This is a genomic window from Gottfriedia acidiceleris (assembly GCF_036421055.1).
Taxonomy (GTDB): Bacteria; Bacillota; Bacilli; order Bacillales; family Bacillaceae_G; genus Gottfriedia; species Gottfriedia acidiceleris_C.
In genome coordinates, this window is the sequence record NZ_JAZGQS010000007.1 from 188,271 (window position 1) to 208,751 (window position 20,481).

The 20,481-nt window shown below is 34.4% G+C and carries 18 protein-coding genes and 1 other annotated feature; of the genes, 5 read left to right on the top strand and 13 right to left on the bottom strand.

Annotated features, from left to right (window positions below; all coding sequences use genetic code 11):
* Window positions 1–230: 230 nt before the first annotated feature.
* Window positions 231–866: a Crp/Fnr family transcriptional regulator gene (locus RAH41_RS12805; RefSeq protein ID WP_331222883.1), complete on the bottom strand. Its 636-nt coding sequence runs from the start codon at window positions 864–866 to the stop codon at window positions 231–233.
* A gap of 70 nt (window positions 867–936) precedes the next feature.
* Here RAH41_RS12805 and RAH41_RS12810 point away from each other — a divergent pair, with 70 nt between their 5' ends.
* The 3 genes from RAH41_RS12810 to RAH41_RS12820 are packed head-to-tail and all read left to right on the top strand — an operon-like array spanning window position 937 to window position 4,092.
* Window positions 937–2,076: an aminotransferase class V-fold PLP-dependent enzyme gene (locus tag RAH41_RS12810; RefSeq protein WP_331222884.1), complete on the top strand. Its 1,140-nt coding sequence runs from the start codon at window positions 937–939 to the stop codon at window positions 2,074–2,076.
* Window positions 2,057–2,680: a YitT family protein gene (locus tag RAH41_RS12815; RefSeq protein WP_331222885.1), complete on the top strand. Its 624-nt coding sequence runs from the start codon at window positions 2,057–2,059 to the stop codon at window positions 2,678–2,680. The genes RAH41_RS12810 and RAH41_RS12815 overlap by 20 nt, the downstream gene beginning before the upstream one ends.
* Window positions 2,677–4,092, top strand: coding sequence for an amino acid permease (locus tag RAH41_RS12820; RefSeq protein ID WP_331222886.1), 1,416 nt, complete (start codon window positions 2,677–2,679; stop codon window positions 4,090–4,092). Before RAH41_RS12815 ends, RAH41_RS12820 begins: the two co-directional genes overlap by 4 nt.
* 113 nt (window positions 4,093–4,205) lie before the next feature.
* Here the strand turns inward: RAH41_RS12820 and RAH41_RS12825 are convergent, their stop codons facing one another.
* Window positions 4,206–5,477, bottom strand: a complete 1,272-nt coding sequence (locus RAH41_RS12825) for an MFS transporter (RefSeq protein ID WP_331222888.1) — start codon at window positions 5,475–5,477, stop codon at window positions 4,206–4,208.
* Window positions 5,478–5,633: 156 nt separating this feature from the next.
* Between RAH41_RS12825 and RAH41_RS12830 the strand changes: the two genes are divergently transcribed.
* The gene (locus RAH41_RS12830) at window positions 5,634–5,891 is read left to right on the top strand and encodes a hypothetical protein (RefSeq protein ID WP_098231086.1); all 258 of its coding nucleotides are present in this window, start codon (window positions 5,634–5,636) and stop codon (window positions 5,889–5,891) included.
* A gap of 24 nt (window positions 5,892–5,915) precedes the next feature.
* Here RAH41_RS12830 and RAH41_RS12835 read toward each other — a convergent pair whose 3' ends face one another.
* The 7 genes from RAH41_RS12835 to RAH41_RS12865 all read right to left on the bottom strand — a co-directional run bounded on the left by RAH41_RS12835 (window position 5,916) and on the right by RAH41_RS12865 (window position 14,269).
* On the bottom strand, window positions 5,916–7,034 hold the full coding sequence (locus RAH41_RS12835; RefSeq protein WP_331222890.1) for an endospore germination permease: 1,119 nt from the start codon (window positions 7,032–7,034) through the stop codon (window positions 5,916–5,918).
* Window positions 7,035–7,052: 18 nt separating this feature from the next.
* Window positions 7,053–8,234 carry a Ger(x)C family spore germination protein gene (locus tag RAH41_RS12840; protein ID WP_331222892.1) on the bottom strand — a complete coding sequence of 394 codons (1,182 nt, stop codon included), beginning with the start codon at window positions 8,232–8,234 and terminating at the stop codon, window positions 7,053–7,055.
* Window positions 8,235–8,236: 2 nt separating this feature from the next.
* Window positions 8,237–9,760, bottom strand: a complete 1,524-nt coding sequence (locus tag RAH41_RS12845) for a spore germination protein (RefSeq protein WP_331222894.1) — start codon at window positions 9,758–9,760, stop codon at window positions 8,237–8,239.
* Between the two features lie 207 nt (window positions 9,761–9,967).
* Window positions 9,968–11,299, bottom strand: coding sequence for a UDP-glucose/GDP-mannose dehydrogenase family protein (locus RAH41_RS12850; RefSeq protein ID WP_331222896.1), 1,332 nt, complete (start codon window positions 11,297–11,299; stop codon window positions 9,968–9,970).
* A 467-nt stretch (window positions 11,300–11,766) separates the two neighbouring features.
* Window positions 11,767–12,768, bottom strand: coding sequence for a rod shape-determining protein (locus tag RAH41_RS12855; protein ID WP_025569003.1), 1,002 nt, complete (start codon window positions 12,766–12,768; stop codon window positions 11,767–11,769).
* Window positions 12,769–12,925: 157 nt separating this feature from the next.
* Window positions 12,926–13,195, bottom strand: a complete 270-nt coding sequence (gene spoIIID, locus RAH41_RS12860; RefSeq protein WP_025569002.1) for a sporulation transcriptional regulator SpoIIID — start codon at window positions 13,193–13,195, stop codon at window positions 12,926–12,928.
* 279 nt (window positions 13,196–13,474) lie between these two features.
* Window positions 13,475–14,269: a M23 family metallopeptidase gene (locus RAH41_RS12865; RefSeq protein ID WP_331222899.1), complete on the bottom strand. Its 795-nt coding sequence runs from the start codon at window positions 14,267–14,269 to the stop codon at window positions 13,475–13,477.
* A gap of 333 nt (window positions 14,270–14,602) precedes the next feature.
* Window positions 14,603–14,898, top strand: a binding site (T-box leader).
* 52 nt (window positions 14,899–14,950) lie between these two features.
* Between RAH41_RS12865 and RAH41_RS12870 the strand changes: the two genes are divergently transcribed.
* On the top strand, window positions 14,951–16,570 hold the full coding sequence (locus RAH41_RS12870; RefSeq protein ID WP_331222900.1) for a peptide ABC transporter substrate-binding protein: 1,620 nt from the start codon (window positions 14,951–14,953) through the stop codon (window positions 16,568–16,570).
* 255 nt (window positions 16,571–16,825) lie between these two features.
* Here the strand turns inward: RAH41_RS12870 and spoIID are convergent, their stop codons facing one another.
* The 4 genes from spoIID to RAH41_RS12890 all read right to left on the bottom strand — a co-directional run bounded on the left by spoIID (window position 16,826) and on the right by RAH41_RS12890 (window position 20,469).
* Entirely contained in the window at window positions 16,826–17,839 is a 1,014-nt protein-coding gene (gene spoIID, locus RAH41_RS12875) for a stage II sporulation protein D (RefSeq protein ID WP_331222902.1), read from the bottom strand.
* A gap of 256 nt (window positions 17,840–18,095) precedes the next feature.
* Window positions 18,096–19,400: a UDP-N-acetylglucosamine 1-carboxyvinyltransferase gene (murA, locus tag RAH41_RS12880; protein ID WP_098231079.1), complete on the bottom strand. Its 1,305-nt coding sequence runs from the start codon at window positions 19,398–19,400 to the stop codon at window positions 18,096–18,098.
* A gap of 32 nt (window positions 19,401–19,432) precedes the next feature.
* A complete protein-coding gene (locus tag RAH41_RS12885) occupies window positions 19,433–20,152 on the bottom strand; it encodes a YwmB family TATA-box binding protein (protein ID WP_331222904.1) in 720 nt (239 codons plus the stop codon).
* A gap of 80 nt (window positions 20,153–20,232) precedes the next feature.
* Window positions 20,233–20,469, bottom strand: a complete 237-nt coding sequence (locus RAH41_RS12890; protein ID WP_098859796.1) for a DUF1146 family protein — start codon at window positions 20,467–20,469, stop codon at window positions 20,233–20,235.
* Between the last annotated feature and the right edge of the window lie 12 nt (window positions 20,470–20,481).

Below are 20,481 nucleotides of genomic sequence, written 5' to 3' on the forward strand. Positions count from 1 at the left end.
TAAGAGTTAAAACAGTAAATTTCTATCTATTACACTTTTAAGTGCAGTTAGTAGTGATCGCCTACAAGTAAAGGGCCATCCCCAACTTATTCAAGCTATCTACTGTTCCCATTTTGTATGTTTTATTTACAGAAAATTTATAAAAATTAGAAATTTTGTAAAGTATTTGACAGACGAAAGATACAGATTCTTTTATCATTTTAGTTAGAACAAGAAAGAAATGCTGGTCTTTAGGACAACAGTGTGTATCGTCCATTTTGTTTCTCAATGAACCCTTTTTCACATAATTCATTCATTACATAAGACACGCTTACACGAGATGAACCAACCACATACGCTAGTTCTTGGTGAGTGAATGGAATCGCAATTGTTATACCCTTTGGTGTTTCCTTACCATATGAGGATGCTAATTGGCGCAACATTGTTAAGACACGCTCTCCTACATCTGAAAAACTCATTAATCTTGTTTGAAGAAGTAGAGCTAATTGTTTGTTACTTAGCGATCTTAGTGTTTTAAGAATGAGTTCTGGCTCACTCATAACGATATCGTGAAACGTTGATTTTGGAATTCGAAGGACACGTGCGATTGAGGAAGTAGAAGCGTTATATCCATATGCTTCTTCTGCCCATACGTTTGATTCTCCAATTAAATTACCAGACCCTACGATATATAAATGGCGCTCTGCTCCATTAGGTGATAACAAGTAAATACGAATGCGCCCTTCAAGGACGAGATAAACAAATGGATGATTTTCATTTTGTTGGAATAATACAACTTCACGTGAGAATGACAGTTCTTTACCTACTTTAAGAAAAGGTGCTGCTGTCCATTCGCCTTGTTCAAACCATAAGGATTGATGATTCATATGTCACCTCAAATTAATTATGTATCAAACAATGAAAACGTTATCAAAACGATGAAAGGATGAATTCAATATGACTAGCCCATTTTTAGAGAAGCGTTCTCTTTTTCCTACCTTATCTGAAACAATTCATTTATCAAGTTGTTCCCAAAGTGCAATCTCATCACCGGTCAAGGAAAGTATTCAATCTTACCTTACAAGCTGGACCGAAAAAGGTATGGACTGGGAAGGATGGATGGACAAAGTATATGAAGCAAAAGTGGCCTTTGCTACCTTAATAAATGCTTCGCCTGATGAGATTGCGGTGTTATCTAGTGTGTCTGATGCCGCTTCATCATTTGCAGCGTCGTTAGATTTTACTGGAAATCGAAATAAAGTTGTTACAACAGATATTGATTTCCCATGCATTGGTCACGTTTGGTTGTCACAAATACGACGTGGCGCAAACGTAACATTTTTAAAAGAAAATCTTCATCAAATTCAAATCGAACAATATGAAAAAGTAGTGGATTCAAACACACTTATTACATCCGTCCCACATGTGTCTTATTATAATGGGTTTATTCAGGATATCAAAGCTATTTCAAACATTACCAAAGCGAGTGGATCACTACTATTTGTCGATGCCTATCAATCTGCCGGAAGTGTTCCAATCGATGTAAAAGAAATGGGAATCGATGCACTCGCTACAGGTGCACAAAAGTTTTTACTAGGTATACCCGGGATTAGTTTTTTATATGTAAGAAAAGAGCTAGCAGAGTCTCTCCAACCCCCAACGACTGGTTGGTTTAGTCGGGTAAATCCATTTGCTTTTGATCAGCATCTTCTTGATTATGCTGAAGGAACAAGGAGATTTGATACTGGAACTCCAATGATGATAAACGCTTATGCAGCTGAAGCAGGAATTTCTTTATTAAATCAAATTGGTGTTCCATCTATTCAGGATTATCTATCTTACTTATCTACTGTTGCAATTGAAACAGCGCATTCACTCGGATTGAACGTTGTTAGCCCAACAGATTTATCAATAAAAGGTAGTAACACTGCAATTCGAGTGGAACAAGCTAATGTTGTTGAGAAATACTTAAAAACAAAAAAAATAATTGTCTCTGCCCGAAATGACGTTTTACGTTTAGCTCCTCATTTCTACAATACTGAAGATGAAGTTGTACGTGCGATTGAGGAAATTGCTTATGCAATTAGGAAAATCTAATCAAAAATTATGTTTTAAAAAATCAATAATGGTAATTATCGGTACAATTTTGGTCGCACTTACCTATTATTTTTTCCAGGTACCAAATGGAATTGTGGCCCCTGGACTTGGTGGAATCTGTATGTTACTTGTTAAATTTATACCTATTCCACTAGGGATTCTTTACTTTTTATTAAACATACCACTATTTTTAATTGGATACCGAGCAGTTGGAGCACCATTTGCATTGTTTAGTTTACTTGGAATGTGTAGTTTATCATTCTTCTTAACCCTCTTCTCCTCACTACCTGGCCCTCATCTTCCGTTAATAGGATGTATACTAAGTGGAATTTTGTCAGGAATCGGTATTGGGCTCGTGATTTTAGCAGGTGGTACAACTGGTGGGCTTGATATAGCAAGTGTAGTAATCAATAAAAAGTTCCCGAACTTTACTATTGGGAAAACGATGATGGTTATAAATGGAATTGTCCTTTTGTGTTCTTTTATCGGAGAAGGTTTACAGCGAACTTTCCTCACGTTTTTTAGTATACTGATTGCCGGAAAAAGTGTTGATTGGACGTTATCTTATAGAAAACAATTCAAGAAAGGTGGCGAAACAATATGATTGAAAACAAAACTGTAATCGAACGAGAAGGAGGACTAAGTCGTTCGCTTACGACTAGACAGCTGACCATGATTGGGATTGGTGGAGCAATTGGTACCGGTTTATTTATGGGAAGTGGCATTGCAATCGGATACGCTGGACCTGGGGTTATTCTAAGTTATATTATTGCTGCATTCATAGCAGTCATAATGATGTTTAGTTTATCTGAAATGGCAGTTGTGCACCCAACAGCCGGTTCATTCGGTACTTATGCAGAGATGTATTTAAATCCTTGGTCAGGTTTCCTAATTCGTTACACATATTGGGCGGCACAAGTGATTGCAATTGGTGGAGAAGCTGTTGCGGTTGGACTGTACATGCAGTATTGGTTCCCAAGTATTCCTGTTTGGTTATGGACACTTGGATTCGGTATTGCTTTAGTCCTTGTGAACAGTAGGTCAGTTTCCAATTTTGGTCAAATCGAGTATTGGTTTGCAATGATTAAAGTCGTTGCTATTGTACTGTTCATAGTTTTTGGGGTTTCGCTCTTATTTGGAATTGGGCATTCACACTCTGTAGGATTTCACCATTATACCGATCAGCACGGGTTCCTACCTAATGGATTTAAAGGCGTTTGGATGGCAGTACTTATGGCAATCTTTAGTTTTTATGGAGTAGAGATTGTCGCTGTAACAGCTGGGGAATCTAAAGATCCAAAAAAAGCAATCCCTAAAGCAATGAAGAGTATGGTTCTACGTTTGTTTTTATTCTATATTTTATCATTAGGAATCATCGTTGCTGTTATTCCTTGGATGCAAGCAGGTGCCCATGAAGTTTCTGGATCACCGTTTGTAAAAGTCTTTGAGAGTTCTGGTGTGAGATATGCGGCTGGCATTATGAATTTTGTTATCTTAACCGCTGCACTATCTAGTATGAATACTAACTTGTACTTAACATCTCGTATGTTATTCTCCTTATCTCGTGGAGATTATGCTCCAAAATCATTTGGTAAATTATCTAAAAATGGTACGCCAGTAACGGCCATTTTTATTTCAAGTGCAGGTGTATTAATCGCAACTGTATTGTCTATGTACTACCCAGATACATTTAACAAGTTATTTGGTATCTCAATCTTTGGTGGAATTTTAGTATGGCTTATGATTTTAATTAGCCATCTTCGTTTTAGAAAAACCGTTCACCTTCATTATAAGGAACCATTACCAGTTAAAGCACCACTCTTTCCATTTCTTCAATGGATCGGAATACTACTACTTAGTGGGATTTTAATTACTATGGCCTTTTCACCGGATTGGAACTCAGCTTGGAAAATTGGTGTTCCGTGGGTCATATTAGTATCAATTGGCTACTGGATCCAAAAAAGTCGCAAATCAGTTTTATACAAACATAGTTCAAATAATAAATCAGCCCTTTAATTATTTAGCTCAAATTTTTTTAAAAGATTGTTTAGTTTATAAATACAAATTCATACTAAAAGACAGGTATAAAAGAGGTAATCGCCTTTAATATCTGTCTTTTTTTATTCTATTTATTGATTTACCGTTTTCTCAACCTTTACGGTTTTAATAGCCTCAGCTCTAAGAAACTTAGGCAGTATAAATAAATAGTAAATACCTACAATCGACAAGCTAGCGCCTACTATGGCATGGAGCCATTCAATTTTTAAAATCGAAGGATAGAAAGCTACAATTAATCCTAATGTGATGCTTTGGGAGAATAAAATAATGGGAGATATCCAGCCTTGAACTCTTCCCATCATCTTTTTTTCAACAATTTTAGGGAACCATCCTCCAATACCAATATTAATAACAGGTAAAGCCAACCCGATTATGAATTGCCAAATGATATAGGCATATGTAGTAGTAGAAAAACCTCCTGCAACAACACATAAACCAGAAATAATTAGCCCAATTATGATCATATATGGGAGTGGCATTTTCTTCGCAAGCATTGATCCAACTATACTTCCAATTAAAACGCCCGAACCAAAGGCTACTCCAATATAAATTAACATTTCTTCATAGTTTGAAGGTGCTAGTTTATATTTTAAAATAAATGATGGCATAACTGAGAATCCACCATTAATTACACCAAACAAAAAGAAACCAGCTAACAGTGATCTAAGTAATGAATGATTGATTATGTAGTATAATCCCTCTTTAAAATCCTTTAAGACTACTGTAAATTTCATGTCTTTAAGTTTATGCTCTCCATTCGGATTTGTAATGTCCTTTGAAACTTTTGCTAATAAAATAAATAGTCCCGATACAAAGAAGGAAATCATATCAATGATGATCGCTGCTTCTACTCCAAGTGTCCAAAATATGAAAGTTCCAATTGCTCCGCCAAAAAGCATAAATAAGCTACTAACTAACTGGTTTAAACCGGCTGATATAGCATATTGATCTTCTGTTAATATCCCCTGTAATAACGCAGATTGAGCTGGTTGAAAAAATTTAGAAACACCACTTCTTAAAAAGAGAATTCCAAATGATAGGTAAATCCAATCCTGCATCATCGTTATTAGTAGAATAATTGATAAACCTGCGCTTATAAAGTCACAATTAACTGCTATTTTCTTTCGATTTAAACGGTCTGCTACTACACCTACTAGAAAGAAAACAAAGATCATTGGCAGGGTATACATTAGCTCGGTTATTGTAGCATAGTATGGCTGACTTGAAAATTTTCTTAATAGGTACAACATAAATGCTGTCATCCCTACTACAGAACCAAGCTGAGAAGTAAAATTCGCTAAAAATAACCAAGAAAAGTTCTTATTTTTAAATATTTGTATCAATTGGATTTCCCCCCTTTTACACTCTTCTTATTATATACTAAATTTTCAGATAATAAATCATAGTCTTTTATTGAAGTTTCCCCAACTTTTCGTATAATCACTGTCACCATATAGCAAAATAATTGTAATTAGTCATTATAAATGGGGTGCTTCGCATTGAAGGTGTTTTGGGTATTTTTATGTTTATTTATACTAGAGATGTGCTTATTGGAAGGAATCGACTTATATAATGGGGATCAATTTCCTCACTTATTAACGAATATAAAGCTTAGCAAAACTGAACTAGTAGGTGAAGATTATGTATTAATTTTCTTCTTTACCGTTCCATTCGGCGTTGCCAAAATCGTCCTATCGTATATGAAAAAACTGAAAAAGAAACGAAATCAAGAACAAAATCAAAATACTTCTAATTAAAACAAAAGAGAATGCAGTTAGAGTCTATGCTGCATCCTCTTTTGTTTTTGTTTTTGCTTTTTTTTGGATAACTGCAATGACCAACAGTACAGTAGGAATAATGATTTGTAAAGGTATATGTAAATAGTAAGGTACAATGTCAAACCCTTCTTTATAGTGCTCTAAATAATCAGGTGCCATCCATACGGAACAAATTACTATGATTACTGCAATTGGATATGTCAGTGTATCCGATTTTTTCACTTTAAATAAATCTGCCGCTCCGATGATTGCACAAAAGAAGAAAACCGTTATCTTAATAAATCCCCCTATAGCAATAACAATGACAACGACTGAATCGAGTCTTTGAATAAAATCAGCAATATTAATATAACTAATTGCAGTTAAGATAGGATAAGTAGCTCTTACCACCGTATTTGCTCCCAAAACACAAATATTAAGCATTGTTACGAATGTTAAAAGCAAACCAGCAAAAATTAGTGACGGAATACCGACCTTCCATGCATAATCCGATTTCTTTAAATAAGGTAAAATCATTGTAAATACAATCATTTCACCAAAAGGAAATGTAACAGTCAAAGGATACGCTTCTTTTATGATCGTTTTCCAACCCGTCTCTAGTACGGGTCTTAGATTATCAGTTTTTATGATTCCTGCAATTACCTCAAAACCAATTATTGATACAATTATGAAAATGATTACCATAAACAGAAACTCACATAATCTACCGAATACTTCAAAGCCTTTAAAGACTGAATACATACATAAAAACATAAATAATATGCCGATTGAAATAAGAGAGGACGCATTGTAAAGTGTAATCACTAGTAATTCTTCAAAGTCTCTAAGTACTCGTGCTCCAATATAAATAAAATAGAGAATATAAACCATTGCTAGTAATTTTCCTGCAAACTTCCCTAAAATAGATTGAATATATCTCGTAAATGGTAATTCGGGATATAGTTCAAATAATTTAATGTATACACATAATAGTAAGCATCCAGTAACTAAAGCGATTAAAACACTAATCCAAGCATCCTGCATTGCACCGGATGCAAGCCCTACTAATGTAGCGCTCCCCATTTCAAATAAAAATATAATACTAAAGAATTGGTAAGCACCAATTGATAATTTTCGATTCATTAGCATTCCCTTCTTTTTCTAAAATGGATAAGCTTTTTTCCTCATACCTACATTATTTATTTGGACATCAACATCAATTTTCACTTTAGCTTTTTGAAATTGGTCATTCCAATTTTTCTCATATTTTTTAAATACCTTTGGCTCTGATAAATGTAGTTTATCGCCAAACCCAAAAATATCTGCACCATATCCTTGTGCTTTTTTTATTCCTTCACCTAGGGTTTGCCTTATCGTTTTCTCACTTAATAATTCATATTTTTTTAGTGTGTTTGCTTTATCAAAATTGTCATTACAAAGTACTTCATCAATAATGGCGATCGATTTTACTTTTATGTGAATGATTGGTATTTTACCTTTCATTTTAATCTTCGTGTCCGTTTTCACACGTGTGAGCTCCATGGAATCAAATTCTTTTTTGCTGCATTTTATTTGTAAATTTGTTTCTTTTATTGCATTATCAATTATTTGTACGGATTTTGCCGGTGCGCCATCTAACCACCCTACTAGCTTTCCTTTTCTAATAACGCCTAACCCCTCAATTTTGTTATAGGATGATTTCACACTTGAGAAATTATCAAGTGTTTCAGATGTCTTGGATTCATTTTCTAAAATAGCACCATTAATGACAGGTTCTCTACCAGTACTTGAAAGAGCTGATATTACTTGGCGCATTTGTATTTCTTGATTTTCCCCTAAAAGAGATGACGTATTTTTAATTTTTCCTACGATCGACTTAGCTGGTAATTTATCAAGTGCTGGCAAGTTATTCATTACTCGGTAAACACTGTCGTTCCTTGCAATAATGACCGGAATATTAACACGTATTTTGGAATCACGCTCAAACACATCAAATATATAGTTTAATGATTTCTCTTTTGCTAAGTTTTCACCAATGACAACGAGTGCTACATGAGAATAGATATTTGATCGTGAAACACTTTTTGTAGCGTTTCGAGCAGCTTCCGAAATTGTTCTACCTTTTTCAACTAGTGAAACAATTGGTGTACCTATCGAACCAGTTACACTAGCAATTGCACTCGGATTAATGATTTGAAGAACCATATTGTATTGATTTTCTTTAGGTATATAATCAATACCCATAGCTACCACGATCGATACACTGTTTAATTCTTTATAATTAGAACAACTCACCAAAAGTAAACTTGAAATTAGAATTAAGATCATACATTTTCTTTTCATACTTATTCTCCAGAACTTTGTTCTTTAACCGTTTTTGTGTTCCCTTGACTAGGTACAACTAATATAGTATCTTTTTGACTTTTTATACGGAATGGAGCAAAGGGTGCAAAATATGGCTCTCCAAAAGTTCGTAAGCTACACATATGTAATAATATAATTAAACCGCCAATCAAAATTCCAAATAAACCAATATAAGCTGCTGCCAATAATAATATAAACCGTAGAATCCTAGCGGCTGTTGACATATTATAATAAGGGATCGTAAAGCTAGCAATCGCAGTAATTGATACGATGATTACCATTGACGCCGATACAAATCCAGCTTGTACAGCTGCTTGCCCCAAGATTAATGCTCCAACGATTGAAAGCGCCTGTCCAACCGCTCTTGGCATTCGAATTCCAGCTTCACGTAACACTTCAAATATTAATTCCATACCAAGAGCTTCAACAATTGCTGGCAAAGGCACACCTTCACGTTGGGCAGCTAAGCTTACTAATAAAACCGTTGGAACTACTGCCTGATGAAATGAAGTAATGGCAATGAAAATTCCAGGTGCAAATAAGGCAGTCCAAAAGGACATATAACGTAGCAATCTTAAAAAAGTACCAATATACGAGCTTTGATAATAATCCTCTGGCGATTGAAAAAACTGTGTAAATGTCGCTGGTAAAATTAAGACGAACGGAGTACCAGCTATAAAAATTGCAACACGTCCTTCCAGTAAGTTACCTACTACAGCATCAGGTCTCTCTGAGTTAATCATTGTAGGGAAAATAGTCTTTTGATCGTTTTGAATATAGTTTTCAATATAGCTGGATTCTAAGATTTCATCTGCATTAATAGCCTCTAAACGATGTTTTACTTCCCTTAACAACTCTTCATCTACAACACCTTTTATATACATTATTTCTACGTCAGTTCTCGTTACTTCACCTATCTTCATTGACTCGATTCGCAGCGCTGGGTGTTGAATTCTATTACGAATTAGAGAAGTATTTGTCCGTAAGCTTTCTGTAAAGCTATCCTTTGGTCCTCGAATTACAGTTTGCGTTGAAGGCTCTGATATGCTTCTAGATTGCACCATTTTTGTACATGCGACTAAGAAATTACTATCATGGTCTAAAAGAACAACGGTATCGCCAATTAGTAATGCTGATAAGAGATTTGTATAGCTTGATTGAGATTTTAAACTTGAAACGGCGATTACGCTTTTTAAACCATTCTCTAAATCTGTTAATGACAGCGTTGTTTCTTTTTCTGCATTAATTTTAACGATTTTATTAATGATTCCATCATTCACTAATTTCTCATTTGAAATTCCGTCAATATGAATTACAGCAAATGAATACTGCATGCCTTCTCCAAGTGTTTCATGACGAATCACAAGGTCAGAGCTATCTCCAAAATCATCTTTTATTCTTTTTATATTCTCTAAAATATCCTTACTCAAAGAACGGGATATATTATTTTGAAATGGAATTTTTTTATTTGTAGCTGCACTATTGGTTTCTTTGTAGTTAAACACGTTTTCCCACCACCCCATAATCATGGCTTATTATTCTTATACTTTTTCCAAAATATTTCATTTAATGTATTGTTTTCTATATCGTTTATTTTGCACACAAAAAAAGGCTGTCTCATGAGACAGCCTGCTTCACTTTTGTTATAAAAATTTCCCCACTCTAGGTTGCTTGATCTTCGAAGTGCCGTGCATTATCTACCAACTTATTAATTATTTACTTATAAGCTGTGGGATTGGATTCACTGGTTTCCGACCGATTGAGTAATAGTGGATGTTCTTTTTTTGCATTTTAGTTAACTCATAACAATTACGTCCATCAATAACTAAAGGAAGCTTCATTAGCTCCTTATACAGTTGGAGATCAGTTTCTACGATTTCTTTCCATTCAGTCAAAATAAAAGTGGCCTCTTTGTCATGAATAGCTTCCTTCACATTAACTGAATAATTTATGGAATCACCGAATACTTTTCTTAATTCAGGTAAAGCATACGGATCATAAACTGTTATTTTAGTACCTTCTCTGATGAACTGATTAATTAAATCGATAGAAGGTGCATGTCGAATATCATTTGTATTTGGTTTAAAGCTAACTCCTAGTATTGCAATTTCTTTATTTTTTAAATTGCCAAAAAGAGATTTTGTTAATTCGAATAGTTTTATTTTCTGTTGATTATTTATTGTAATAACAGATTTTAATAGCTTTAAGTCTATACCTACTAGCTCAGCATCTTTTACTAAAGCAGTCGTATCCTTTGGAAAACAAGACCCTCCATATCCAATCCCGGCTTTTAAAAACTTTGAACCGATTCGGTGGTCTAGTCCGATACCATGAGCAACATGATCAACATTAGCATCTAATTTTTCACAGATCATGGCAATTTCATTAATAAAACTTATTTTAGTAGCTAAAAAAGCATTAGATGCATACTTAATCATCTCCGCACTTCTTGCATCTGTTGTATAAATAGTCGTATTAAATGGCTTATATAATTCCTTTATCAATTCCGTTGCTTTTTGACTTTCGGAACCAATGACAATTCGATCACCATTAAATAGATCGTATAGTGCAGAACCTTCTCTTAAAAATTCAGGATTTGATACGATATCAATCGTTAAATGCGGAGGGGCATTTTCCAACATTATTCTCTTAACTGCCTCATTCGTTCCAACTGGAACAGTACTTTTAATAACAACTGTTAGATTTTTTTTAGCATTAACTGCGATCTCTTTCGCAACACCTTTTAAATAATGCAAATTTGCTGTTCCATCTGGAAGTTCGGGTGTACCGACAGCAATGAATATGATATCTGCATGACTATAAGCTTCTTTGTAATTTGTTGTAAATTCAATTTTATTAAGGTAACTATTTTCTACTAATGCTTCTTTTAAACCCGGTTCAAAAATAGGACAAATTCCTTTTTGCAGTAATTCAATTTTTTCAACATCAATATCAACACACGTTACATTGTAACCAACTGTAGCAAATGAAACTCCTGTAGTAAGACCAACATATCCCGTACCAGCAACAACTATATGCGTCATCGTTCATCCCCATCCTATACAATTAATCAGTAAAGATAAAAAAAACTTTAATAATTCCTAAAGTAAGACTAATTTAAGTTTTAAAATTTACTTCAAATTGCAAATTCAGTTTTGATTTTTAACGAATCAACACTTTCGATTTTTTAGATCAATTCCCAAGTTAAGCTAGAGGAGCATTTACATAATTTTAAGATATTAGAGTTTTAAGTATTAAATCATATGTAGTAATGATCTAGTAAATCCACGTTTTACAATTACTTAATTTAAACTTTAAATGGCGCTTTTTAAACTTTAATACATTCCTTTTCTCTATTGCAACTTTGACTACCTTCTTGTTCAACTTAACTTTACAAAACCTAAACATTTTTCATACAAACATAACTGCCCCTAATAAATTCCAAACAAAAAAATCCCAAGCTATATGCTTGAGATTTCATTGTGTAATCAAGCCATATAGCTTGAGATTTTTATTTTAAGTAACGACTTGGAATTTTATCAATATTTTCTAACATAATACCAGTACCTACTGCAACACATTGCATTGGATCTTCAGCGATGAAAACAGGTACTTTTAATTCTTCAGCAAGTAAAATATCGATTCCATGAAGTAATGCTCCGCCACCAGTAAGAATAACTCCACGATCAATAATATCAGCTGATAATTCAGGTGGTGTACGCTCTAATACTGTTTTTGCAGCTTGTACGATTAAGTAAACTGGTTCACTTAATGCTCTTTGAATTTCATCAGATTGTACAGTAATTGTACGAGGTAGTCCTGTTACCATATCGCGTCCACGGATATCGATTGATTCATTTCTTGCGCCAGGGAAAACAGTACCTACTTCAATTTTAATTTGCTCTGCAGTACGCTCTCCAATTAGCAATTTGTATTCACGCTTGATATAGTTTAAAATCTCCATATCAAACTTGTCCCCTGCCATTTTAATTGAAGAGGCGGTGACGATATCTCCCATCGATAAAACTGCGACATCGGTTGTCCCACCGCCAATATCAATTACCATGTTACCACTTGGTTGGAATATATCCATTCCAGCACCAATTGCAGCAACCTTTGGCTCTTCTTCAAGATAAACTTGTTTACCGCCGCTCTTTTCAGCAGCTTCACGAATTGCTTTTTGTTCAACAGATGTGATGTTTGTTGGACAACAAATCAAAATACGCGGCTTTGACATGAATCCCTTTACATCTAATTTATTTATAAAATGACGTAGCATTGCCTCAGTAATATCAAAGTCAGCAATTACACCGTCTTTAAGTGGACGAATTGCTACGATATTACCAGGTGTACGACCTACCATGCGGCTTGCTTCTTCCCCTACTGCTAATACTTTACCGCTACTACGCTCTATTGCAACTACAGAAGGTTCGTTTAACACGATTCCCTTACCTTTAACATGTATTAAGACATTGGCTGTACCAAGATCTATTCCGATATCCTTAGAAAACATTCCTTTTGGCTCCTCCTTATTCACTATACTCATGAGCAGTTCCCCGAATACGTTCCATACCAAAATATAATTTTACCATAAAGAACTACTTTTAGTAATTAATATTTGTGAACAGGAGGTTAAATATTTCTAATTTTGTTTTCAAGGCTCAGAAACCCTATTTAGTTACTTTCTCAACGTCTTCTTTTTGATACTTTTGCTTTGTAGCTTCTCCACCGCGTAAGTGACGAATTGATTTGTGATAATCCAAAATTTCTTTTACTTCATTTGCCAAATCTGGATTGATTTCCGGTAGGCGTTCTGTTAAATCTTTGTGTACTGTACTTTTTGACACTCCAAACTCTTTCGCTATTACACGAACGGTTTTCTTCGTCTCCACGATATATTTCCCAATCTTGATCGTTCTCTCTTTGATGTAATCGTGCACACTACTCTCCTCCTCTAAATGGATGTGAGAAGCGTGAAATGAGACTCGTTTTGACTGACTAAGCTGCTCTTTTTCCTGCTCTGACTGACCTGCTGAGGTACATTTATTTTGACTAGGTAGAAAATCCACGATTCCTCACCTCAAACACCTCTTTGATGGGTTTATAACATTGTATTAGCAAAGGTGTCTAACTATGCACAATTATCAGAAAAAAACAAGTGCCCAACACATATGGGGTATGATTCCCACGTGTTAGGCACTTTGTGAATTGCTTAATTATTATTGTTGAATTTTATTTCCATCTGAATCTTTATTAGAAGAACCTTCTTCTTTGTCATCTGATACATTACCAGAAGTATTCATTGTATTAGATTCTTTTGTTTCGCTTTTTGTATTTTCAGAACTAATAATTGATGAAACATCTTGTCCTTGATATTTCTCTGGATTAATTGCTACACCATCTTTACGTAATTCATAATGAACATGAATGCCATTTTCTTTGCCAATTAAAGCTGTTCCAGCTGTACCAAGAACTTGTCCTTGTGAAACTTTTGTTCCTGGTTCAACACTTACAGATTTTAGGCTTTGGTAATATGAAACTAATCCGTTACCACTTTCTACTACAACTACATAACCTAGCTCAGCATCTTTTTGAGCTTTTGTAACAGTACCACTAAGGGCTGCAGTGACATCAAATTCTTTTCCACTTTTATCAACTAAATCCATACCAGTGTTGATCGTGAAAGTATTATTATCCATTTGAATTAATGATGCTTGTTGTTCATCTTTTGAAGCAGAGTCATCATAGTAATGACTTTTAACTTGAACTGTTGCATCCTTTGAAACTGGGTAAGTTAATTTTTCTTCTGGCTGTGAAGCTGGAATTGCTTCAGGCTCTCTCGTATCAACTGTAGTTCCAGTTTTTGTTGGAGTTGGAGCATTACTGTATTGATACCATAACGCACCTGTCAAAATTACTGCCGCACTCACTAAATAAATTGCTGGTACTACCCAACGCTTTCTTAACATTTTAATAACTTTTTGAGAAGTTTTTTTGTTTTGTTCCTCTCTCATCCTTATCACCTCTGCAATCATTGTCAACAGATTTCTGGAATTATATACGCAATTTAGAAAATTTTAGTTCGACAAAATTCTTATTTTTCCACACAATTTCAAACTAACTCACATTAATCCACAATAAACTAGAAATATATTAACAAATGAAAGCGATTTATCCACAATTTCATAAGGTTTATACACAATATTTGTGGATAAGTTAATAACTCTCATTATGAAATTAATAATATATTTTTCTTGCATTTTTCTTTTTTACAAAATATAATCACAATACAAGCTTGTACGATGTATTAAAAACTTAAACTTACAAAATTATTCAGTCATTATATATTTTTTGCGATGATGAAGAAGAGTAGATTATATGAAAGTTTCAGAGAGCTGACGGTTGGTGCAAGTCAGTACGGACATATTTTTGAATGGGCTTCTGAGCACCCAAACCGAACCATATTTTTATGCAGTAGGCTTTGGCGGACGTCTCACCGATAAAAGAGACAGGTATTCAAACTCATGTTTCGATACTGCTTTTTGTCACAAGGTAGTTCAATTCATTTGTTTTGATACTGCAAAGTGAGTCTAAATGTATTTAGGCTAATTAAGGTGGCACCACGGGAGTCCTCGTCCTTTCTATAAGGCGGGGACTCTTTTTTTGTACCCAAAAATAAGGAGAGAAAAAATAAAATGATCTTTACTAAGAAAACCTTCATATCAATGACTTTATTACTTACATTGGCACTAGCAGGCTGTGGACAACAATCAAATCAGTCCGCTTCGAAATCAAATGATCACACGCTACATTTAATGGATACTTCAGATATTGTCAGTCTTGATAGTTCACTAGCTTTAGATGGACCATCATTAAACGCACTTAATAGTGTGATGGAAGGTCTATATATGCCAAATGAAAAAGGAGAATACGTTCCCGCTGCTGCTTTGTCACATAAAGTTAGTACGGATGGTAAAGTCTATACATTTACTTTAAGAGATGCTAAATATTCAAATGGAGATCCAGTAACAGCAAAAGACTTTGTATTTGCTATGAAACGAGCAATTGATCCAAATACTAAAGCTCAGTTTGCATACGATTTATATGATATTGAAAATGCAAAAGAAATTAACCAAGGAAAGTTACCTGTGGATAAACTCGGGGTAACTGCACTAGACGATAAAACATTACAAATTAAACTTGAACGTCCTATTCCGTATTTCATTCAACTGACTAGTTTACCGATGTTCTTCCCGTTAAATGAAAAATTCGTTAAGGAGCAAGGTAGCAAATATGGTTTAGAAGCAAATACAACTTTATATAACGGTCCTTACGTTGTAAGTAAATGGAATCATGAAGCTGGATTCACAATGACAAAAAATCCACAATACTATGATAAAAAGAATGTCCATGTCGATAAAATTGACGTAAAAATTATGAAAGAAACAACAACTGCAGTTAATCTCTATGAAACAGGTGAACTTGACCAAGCGATTATTGATTCTAATGTTATCGACCGTTATAAAGGGAATAAAGAATTAAAAAAACTAGCTATGCCAATTATCTCTTACATCAGCTTTAATCAAAAAAATCCATTTTTAGCAAATCTAAAGGTTCGTAAAGCAATCGCAAATGGCTTTAATAAAGAGGACATTAGTACAACGCTATTAAACGATGGTTCTATTCCTACTGATCGAATTATTCCTAAAGGTTTAGTAAAAAACTCGAAAGGTGTGGACTTTGTTAGCTCAACATCTCATCCATCTGCAGTAAGTTTAGAGGAGGCTAAATCACTTTTTAAAGAAGCTTTATCTGAAAGTGGTAAGTCAAATGCTACTATTTCATTACTTGTAAGTGATAACAATACATCTCGTAAAATTGGTGAATATTTAAAGTCACAATTAGAAACAAATTTAAAAGGTCTAACTGTTAATATTGTCGTACAACCTGCACAACAAAAATTCGAATTACGTCAGCAAGGAAATTATGATCTATCTTTAGATACATGGGGTGCAGATTATCCTGATCCAACAACTTATTTAGAGCTATTTACATCTAAATCAGCTTTAAATGTATTAAATTACAAAAACGCTCAATATGACGAATTTGTTCAAAAAGCAAATACAATCAGCTTACAAAACGAAACAGAACGTACTCAGCTCCTTCATAATGCTGAAGACCTTTTACTAGATGATGCTGCGATTGCTCCAGTATACCAAGCTGGCTATGTATACTTGCAAAAATCAAATGTAAAAAACATAAAGGTACGTCCATTTGTAGGATATTTTTATTATAAATATGCTCAAAAGCAGTAAGAGCTAAAAAGAGTAGTGGAAATATAGTGTAATATCATAATATCTTAAGGAACAAAGATTGAACCTGCATACTGCAAAACACTAGAATTTCTTCGATTAAACTTCTTAATTTCCCAAAGTAAATACTTTATTAAAAAAACACTCTAAATGGAAGAATCTTAGTTCGATTTAGAGTGTTTTTTAAGTTATTTTCTTCTTTTCGAGATTACACACAAAAAAACAGACCTTTTTGAGGTCTGTCTTAATATACCATTCTCAAAGCTTCTCTAAAAGGTCATAATCCTTCCTACTAAGCTTGTTGATGGTGATACCCTTATAATAATACTTAACGATTTCATCATATGTTTTTCCTTGCTTAGCAAGCTCATTTGCTCCGTATTGACTCATGCCTACTCCATGGCCAAAACCTTTTGTTGTAATGATGATTTCATTACCTGAACGTTCCCAAGAAAAATCAGTTGAACGGAGGTTTAGTTTTTCTCTAATTTCTTTCCCTGAAAGAGTTTTTTTACCAAACGCCACTTCTTCTACACGTTTACCTTTTGTTCTCGAAATGACTTTCCCTATGTCTGACTTATTGACCTTTACATTAAGTTTCTTTTCGAAATCACTTATTGTAAATGATTTTTTTGATAGATAGTTTGGAGCAACGGAATCCCAAGGACTCGGTACGCTTTTTAAATATGGTACACTATTTTTCCAATATTCTTCGGAGTTTTCTGTGTATCCATTGCTTGTGGAGAAGAATGAAGCAGTTATAGGTTGTCCATTGTAAGTTAATATTTGTCCTTCAGTGGCTTTTACAGCTTTTTCAATTTTAGCAATATTTTTATCGTATTCAGCGCCATATCTTTTCTTCAGATCGTCGCGATCCTGAAAGACTTGAAAATTAACTGAATCATCAACAATTCCACCCTCATCAAGTGGTTTTCCTTCTTTCAAACGTTTAATGATAAATGTTCTTGCACTTAAACTTTGTGCTTTTAGTGCTTCTGTTTCAAATTTTGCTGGCATTTCTGATGCTACTACTCCTAATACGTATTCCTCGATTGGTAGTTTTTCAACTCTTTGTGTTTTTGTTCTAAAAACTTCAATAGTTAGATTGTCATTTTTGTTCGCTGCTGCGACTTGGTTTGCTTTTTTCTGTAGCTGATCAACCAATCTACCATCTGTATGGCTATGAAATGGTAGAACAAGCAATGTAGGGATAATAATAACGACTGAGCAAGTAGTTAATCCTGCAGTGATTAATGTTTTAAATGACTTCATATTTTCCTCCTATCCATTTCACACAACTTTAAATGACAATTTTCAACTAATTGCCCTTTCTAAAGCTAATTTATGTATATGGACAAGCATTTAGAACAAATAATAGATTGATTTATTTTAACAAATTGTATTATTTTTAGAATATTTTATAAGGTTTCTGTCTATAACTGATAGTAGAAAGTTGCATGAAAATGCAAAAATGCCCGACTCTATGTGGGGTTACACAAAGTGCCAGGCATTTGAATTAGTTTTTAGTTTACGCTTGTAAATCTTTTAGTGTTTCTTCCTCTACAGCTGTGCTTGGTTCGTTTACACGTTCAATGTCCGCTCCAAGTGCAGCAAGCTTTTCATGGAAATTTACATAACCACGATCTAAATGTTTTAATTCAGTAACACGAGTATATCCATCAACAACAAGGCCAGCAAGGATAAGTGATGCAGCAGCACGTAAATCCGTAGCAGCTACTTCTGCTCCTTGAAGATCATTTGGTCCATGAATAATAGTTGATCGACCTTCAATTTTAATATTTGCATTCATGCGACGGAATTCTTCCACATGCATAAAACGATTTTCAAATACTGTTTCAGTAATCATGCCTGTTCCATTAGCTTTTAATAGAAGTGCCATCATTTGTGATTGCATATCTGTTGGGAAGCCTGGGTGAGGCATTGTTTTAATGTCTACAGGTTTTAAATTGTCTGTACCAATTACACGAAGACCTTCTTCCTCTTCAATAATTGTTACTCCCATTTCACGCATTTTCGCTACAACTGAGCTTAAATGCTCTGGAACTGCATTTTCAATCAATACGTTTCCATTCGTAATCGCTGCTGCTACCATAAATGTTCCAGCTTCAATACGGTCAGGAATAATGTGATGAGTTGTACCAAATAATGTTGGTACACCTTCAATTCGAATAGTGCCTGTTCCAGCACCACGAACTTTACCACCCATTGCATTAATGAAGTTTGCTAAGTCAACAATTTCAGGTTCTTTTGCAGCATTTTCAAGAATTGTTGTTCCTTCAGCAAGGGATGCTGCAGACATAATATTTTCTGTTGCACCTACGCTTGGGAAATCTAAATAGATTTTTGCCCCTTTTAAACGACCGTTTGATTTTGCTTCTACAAAACCATTACCAACCGTAATTTGAGCCCCCATTGCTTCAAATCCTTTTAAGTGCTGTTCAATTGGTCTAGATCCAATCGCACATCCACCTGGTAACGCTACACGCGCATGACCATTTCTTGCTAAAAGTGGTCCCATTACAAGAATAGATGCTCGCATTTTACGAACATATTCAAATGGTGCTTCAACATGTAAATCCTTTGAAGCATCAACTGTTACTGTATTATTTTTGAACCCAACCTCTGTATTTAAATTACGAAGAACTTCGTTAATCGTGTAAACGTCAGATAGAGTTGGTACGTCATGAATTATATTTTTTCCTTCACTAGCTAGTAGCGCTGCAGCAAGAACTGGTAAGACAGCATTTTTTGCACCCTCTACACGAACTGTGCCTTGAAGCTGTTTCCCGCCACGGACAATGATTTTATCCAAACTTTTCCCCTCCGTGTCCTAAAATAGATCTATCAATATTCTACTGTTATAATCGGTGTGCCAATAATAATTGTTGTTGATTTATCAACATGGTTTTCACGTATTGCAATTTGTAAATTAATTTTTTTGCCATTTGCAACCAGAGCGTCATTCCACTGTTCAGTATATGCTGAAACAGAGACGAATGCCCCTTCTTTTATTTCTTCAATTTTTGTTGCTTTAAAAGTCCCCAAAAAATCATTTTTTATATCCTGCAAAACACCTTCAAGTTTACCACCCATTGTCCCCTTTATACAAGTAAAAAAAGTAGGTTCTTTACTAAAAATATTTTCCAGTGAGTTCTTTATAAGTTTATTCGTTTCTTTTTCAGCCTGCTGGTCCCATTTAGTCCCACTAAGTTCATATATTACATAACTGCTGTTATTGCTAGTAGATGTAACAACGATTCTTTCTGTGACCAAATTATGGTTAAACGTACCAATAATTTTATTACCATTGTCAGCGTTCGTCCACTTAAAATTTTTAAAATCCTCTTTATATTTACTGATTATTTTGGACACCGAAGTATTCATTTTAGCTTCTCTTGCGTATAAATTCCAACTTGTAACCGAAATGTCTTTTTTATTTAATACGTCTGCAAAACGGTTCAATTGGCCTACACCTGTATCAGCCATACCGATTTTACCCCAATTAAAAAATAGTGCAGAAGCAAAAGTAATCATAATTAAAAATAAGTACATAGTCTTTTTCATAAAAAATCCCCTCTCTTACTTCCATTTTTCACAGGTAGAGAGGGCTTTATACGATACATCGTAACATACTTTTTGACAAATTATTTCAATAAATATGTAATGTTTTTTGTATATTGAAGATAGTCTAAGAAAAAACTACTTACAGCAGAAGAAATTGTAATCGTCAATAACACCATAAAAAGTCGAATTTGGGCGACATGACCTTTTTTCATAATACTCTCCCACTTAATTGCTGTTAAAGCCCACCAAGTTAAAATAATGAAAAATAAATGGACAATTATTGCTAATAACGCTTCTGTCCCAATTAAAGCTTCCATTTTTCACGTCCT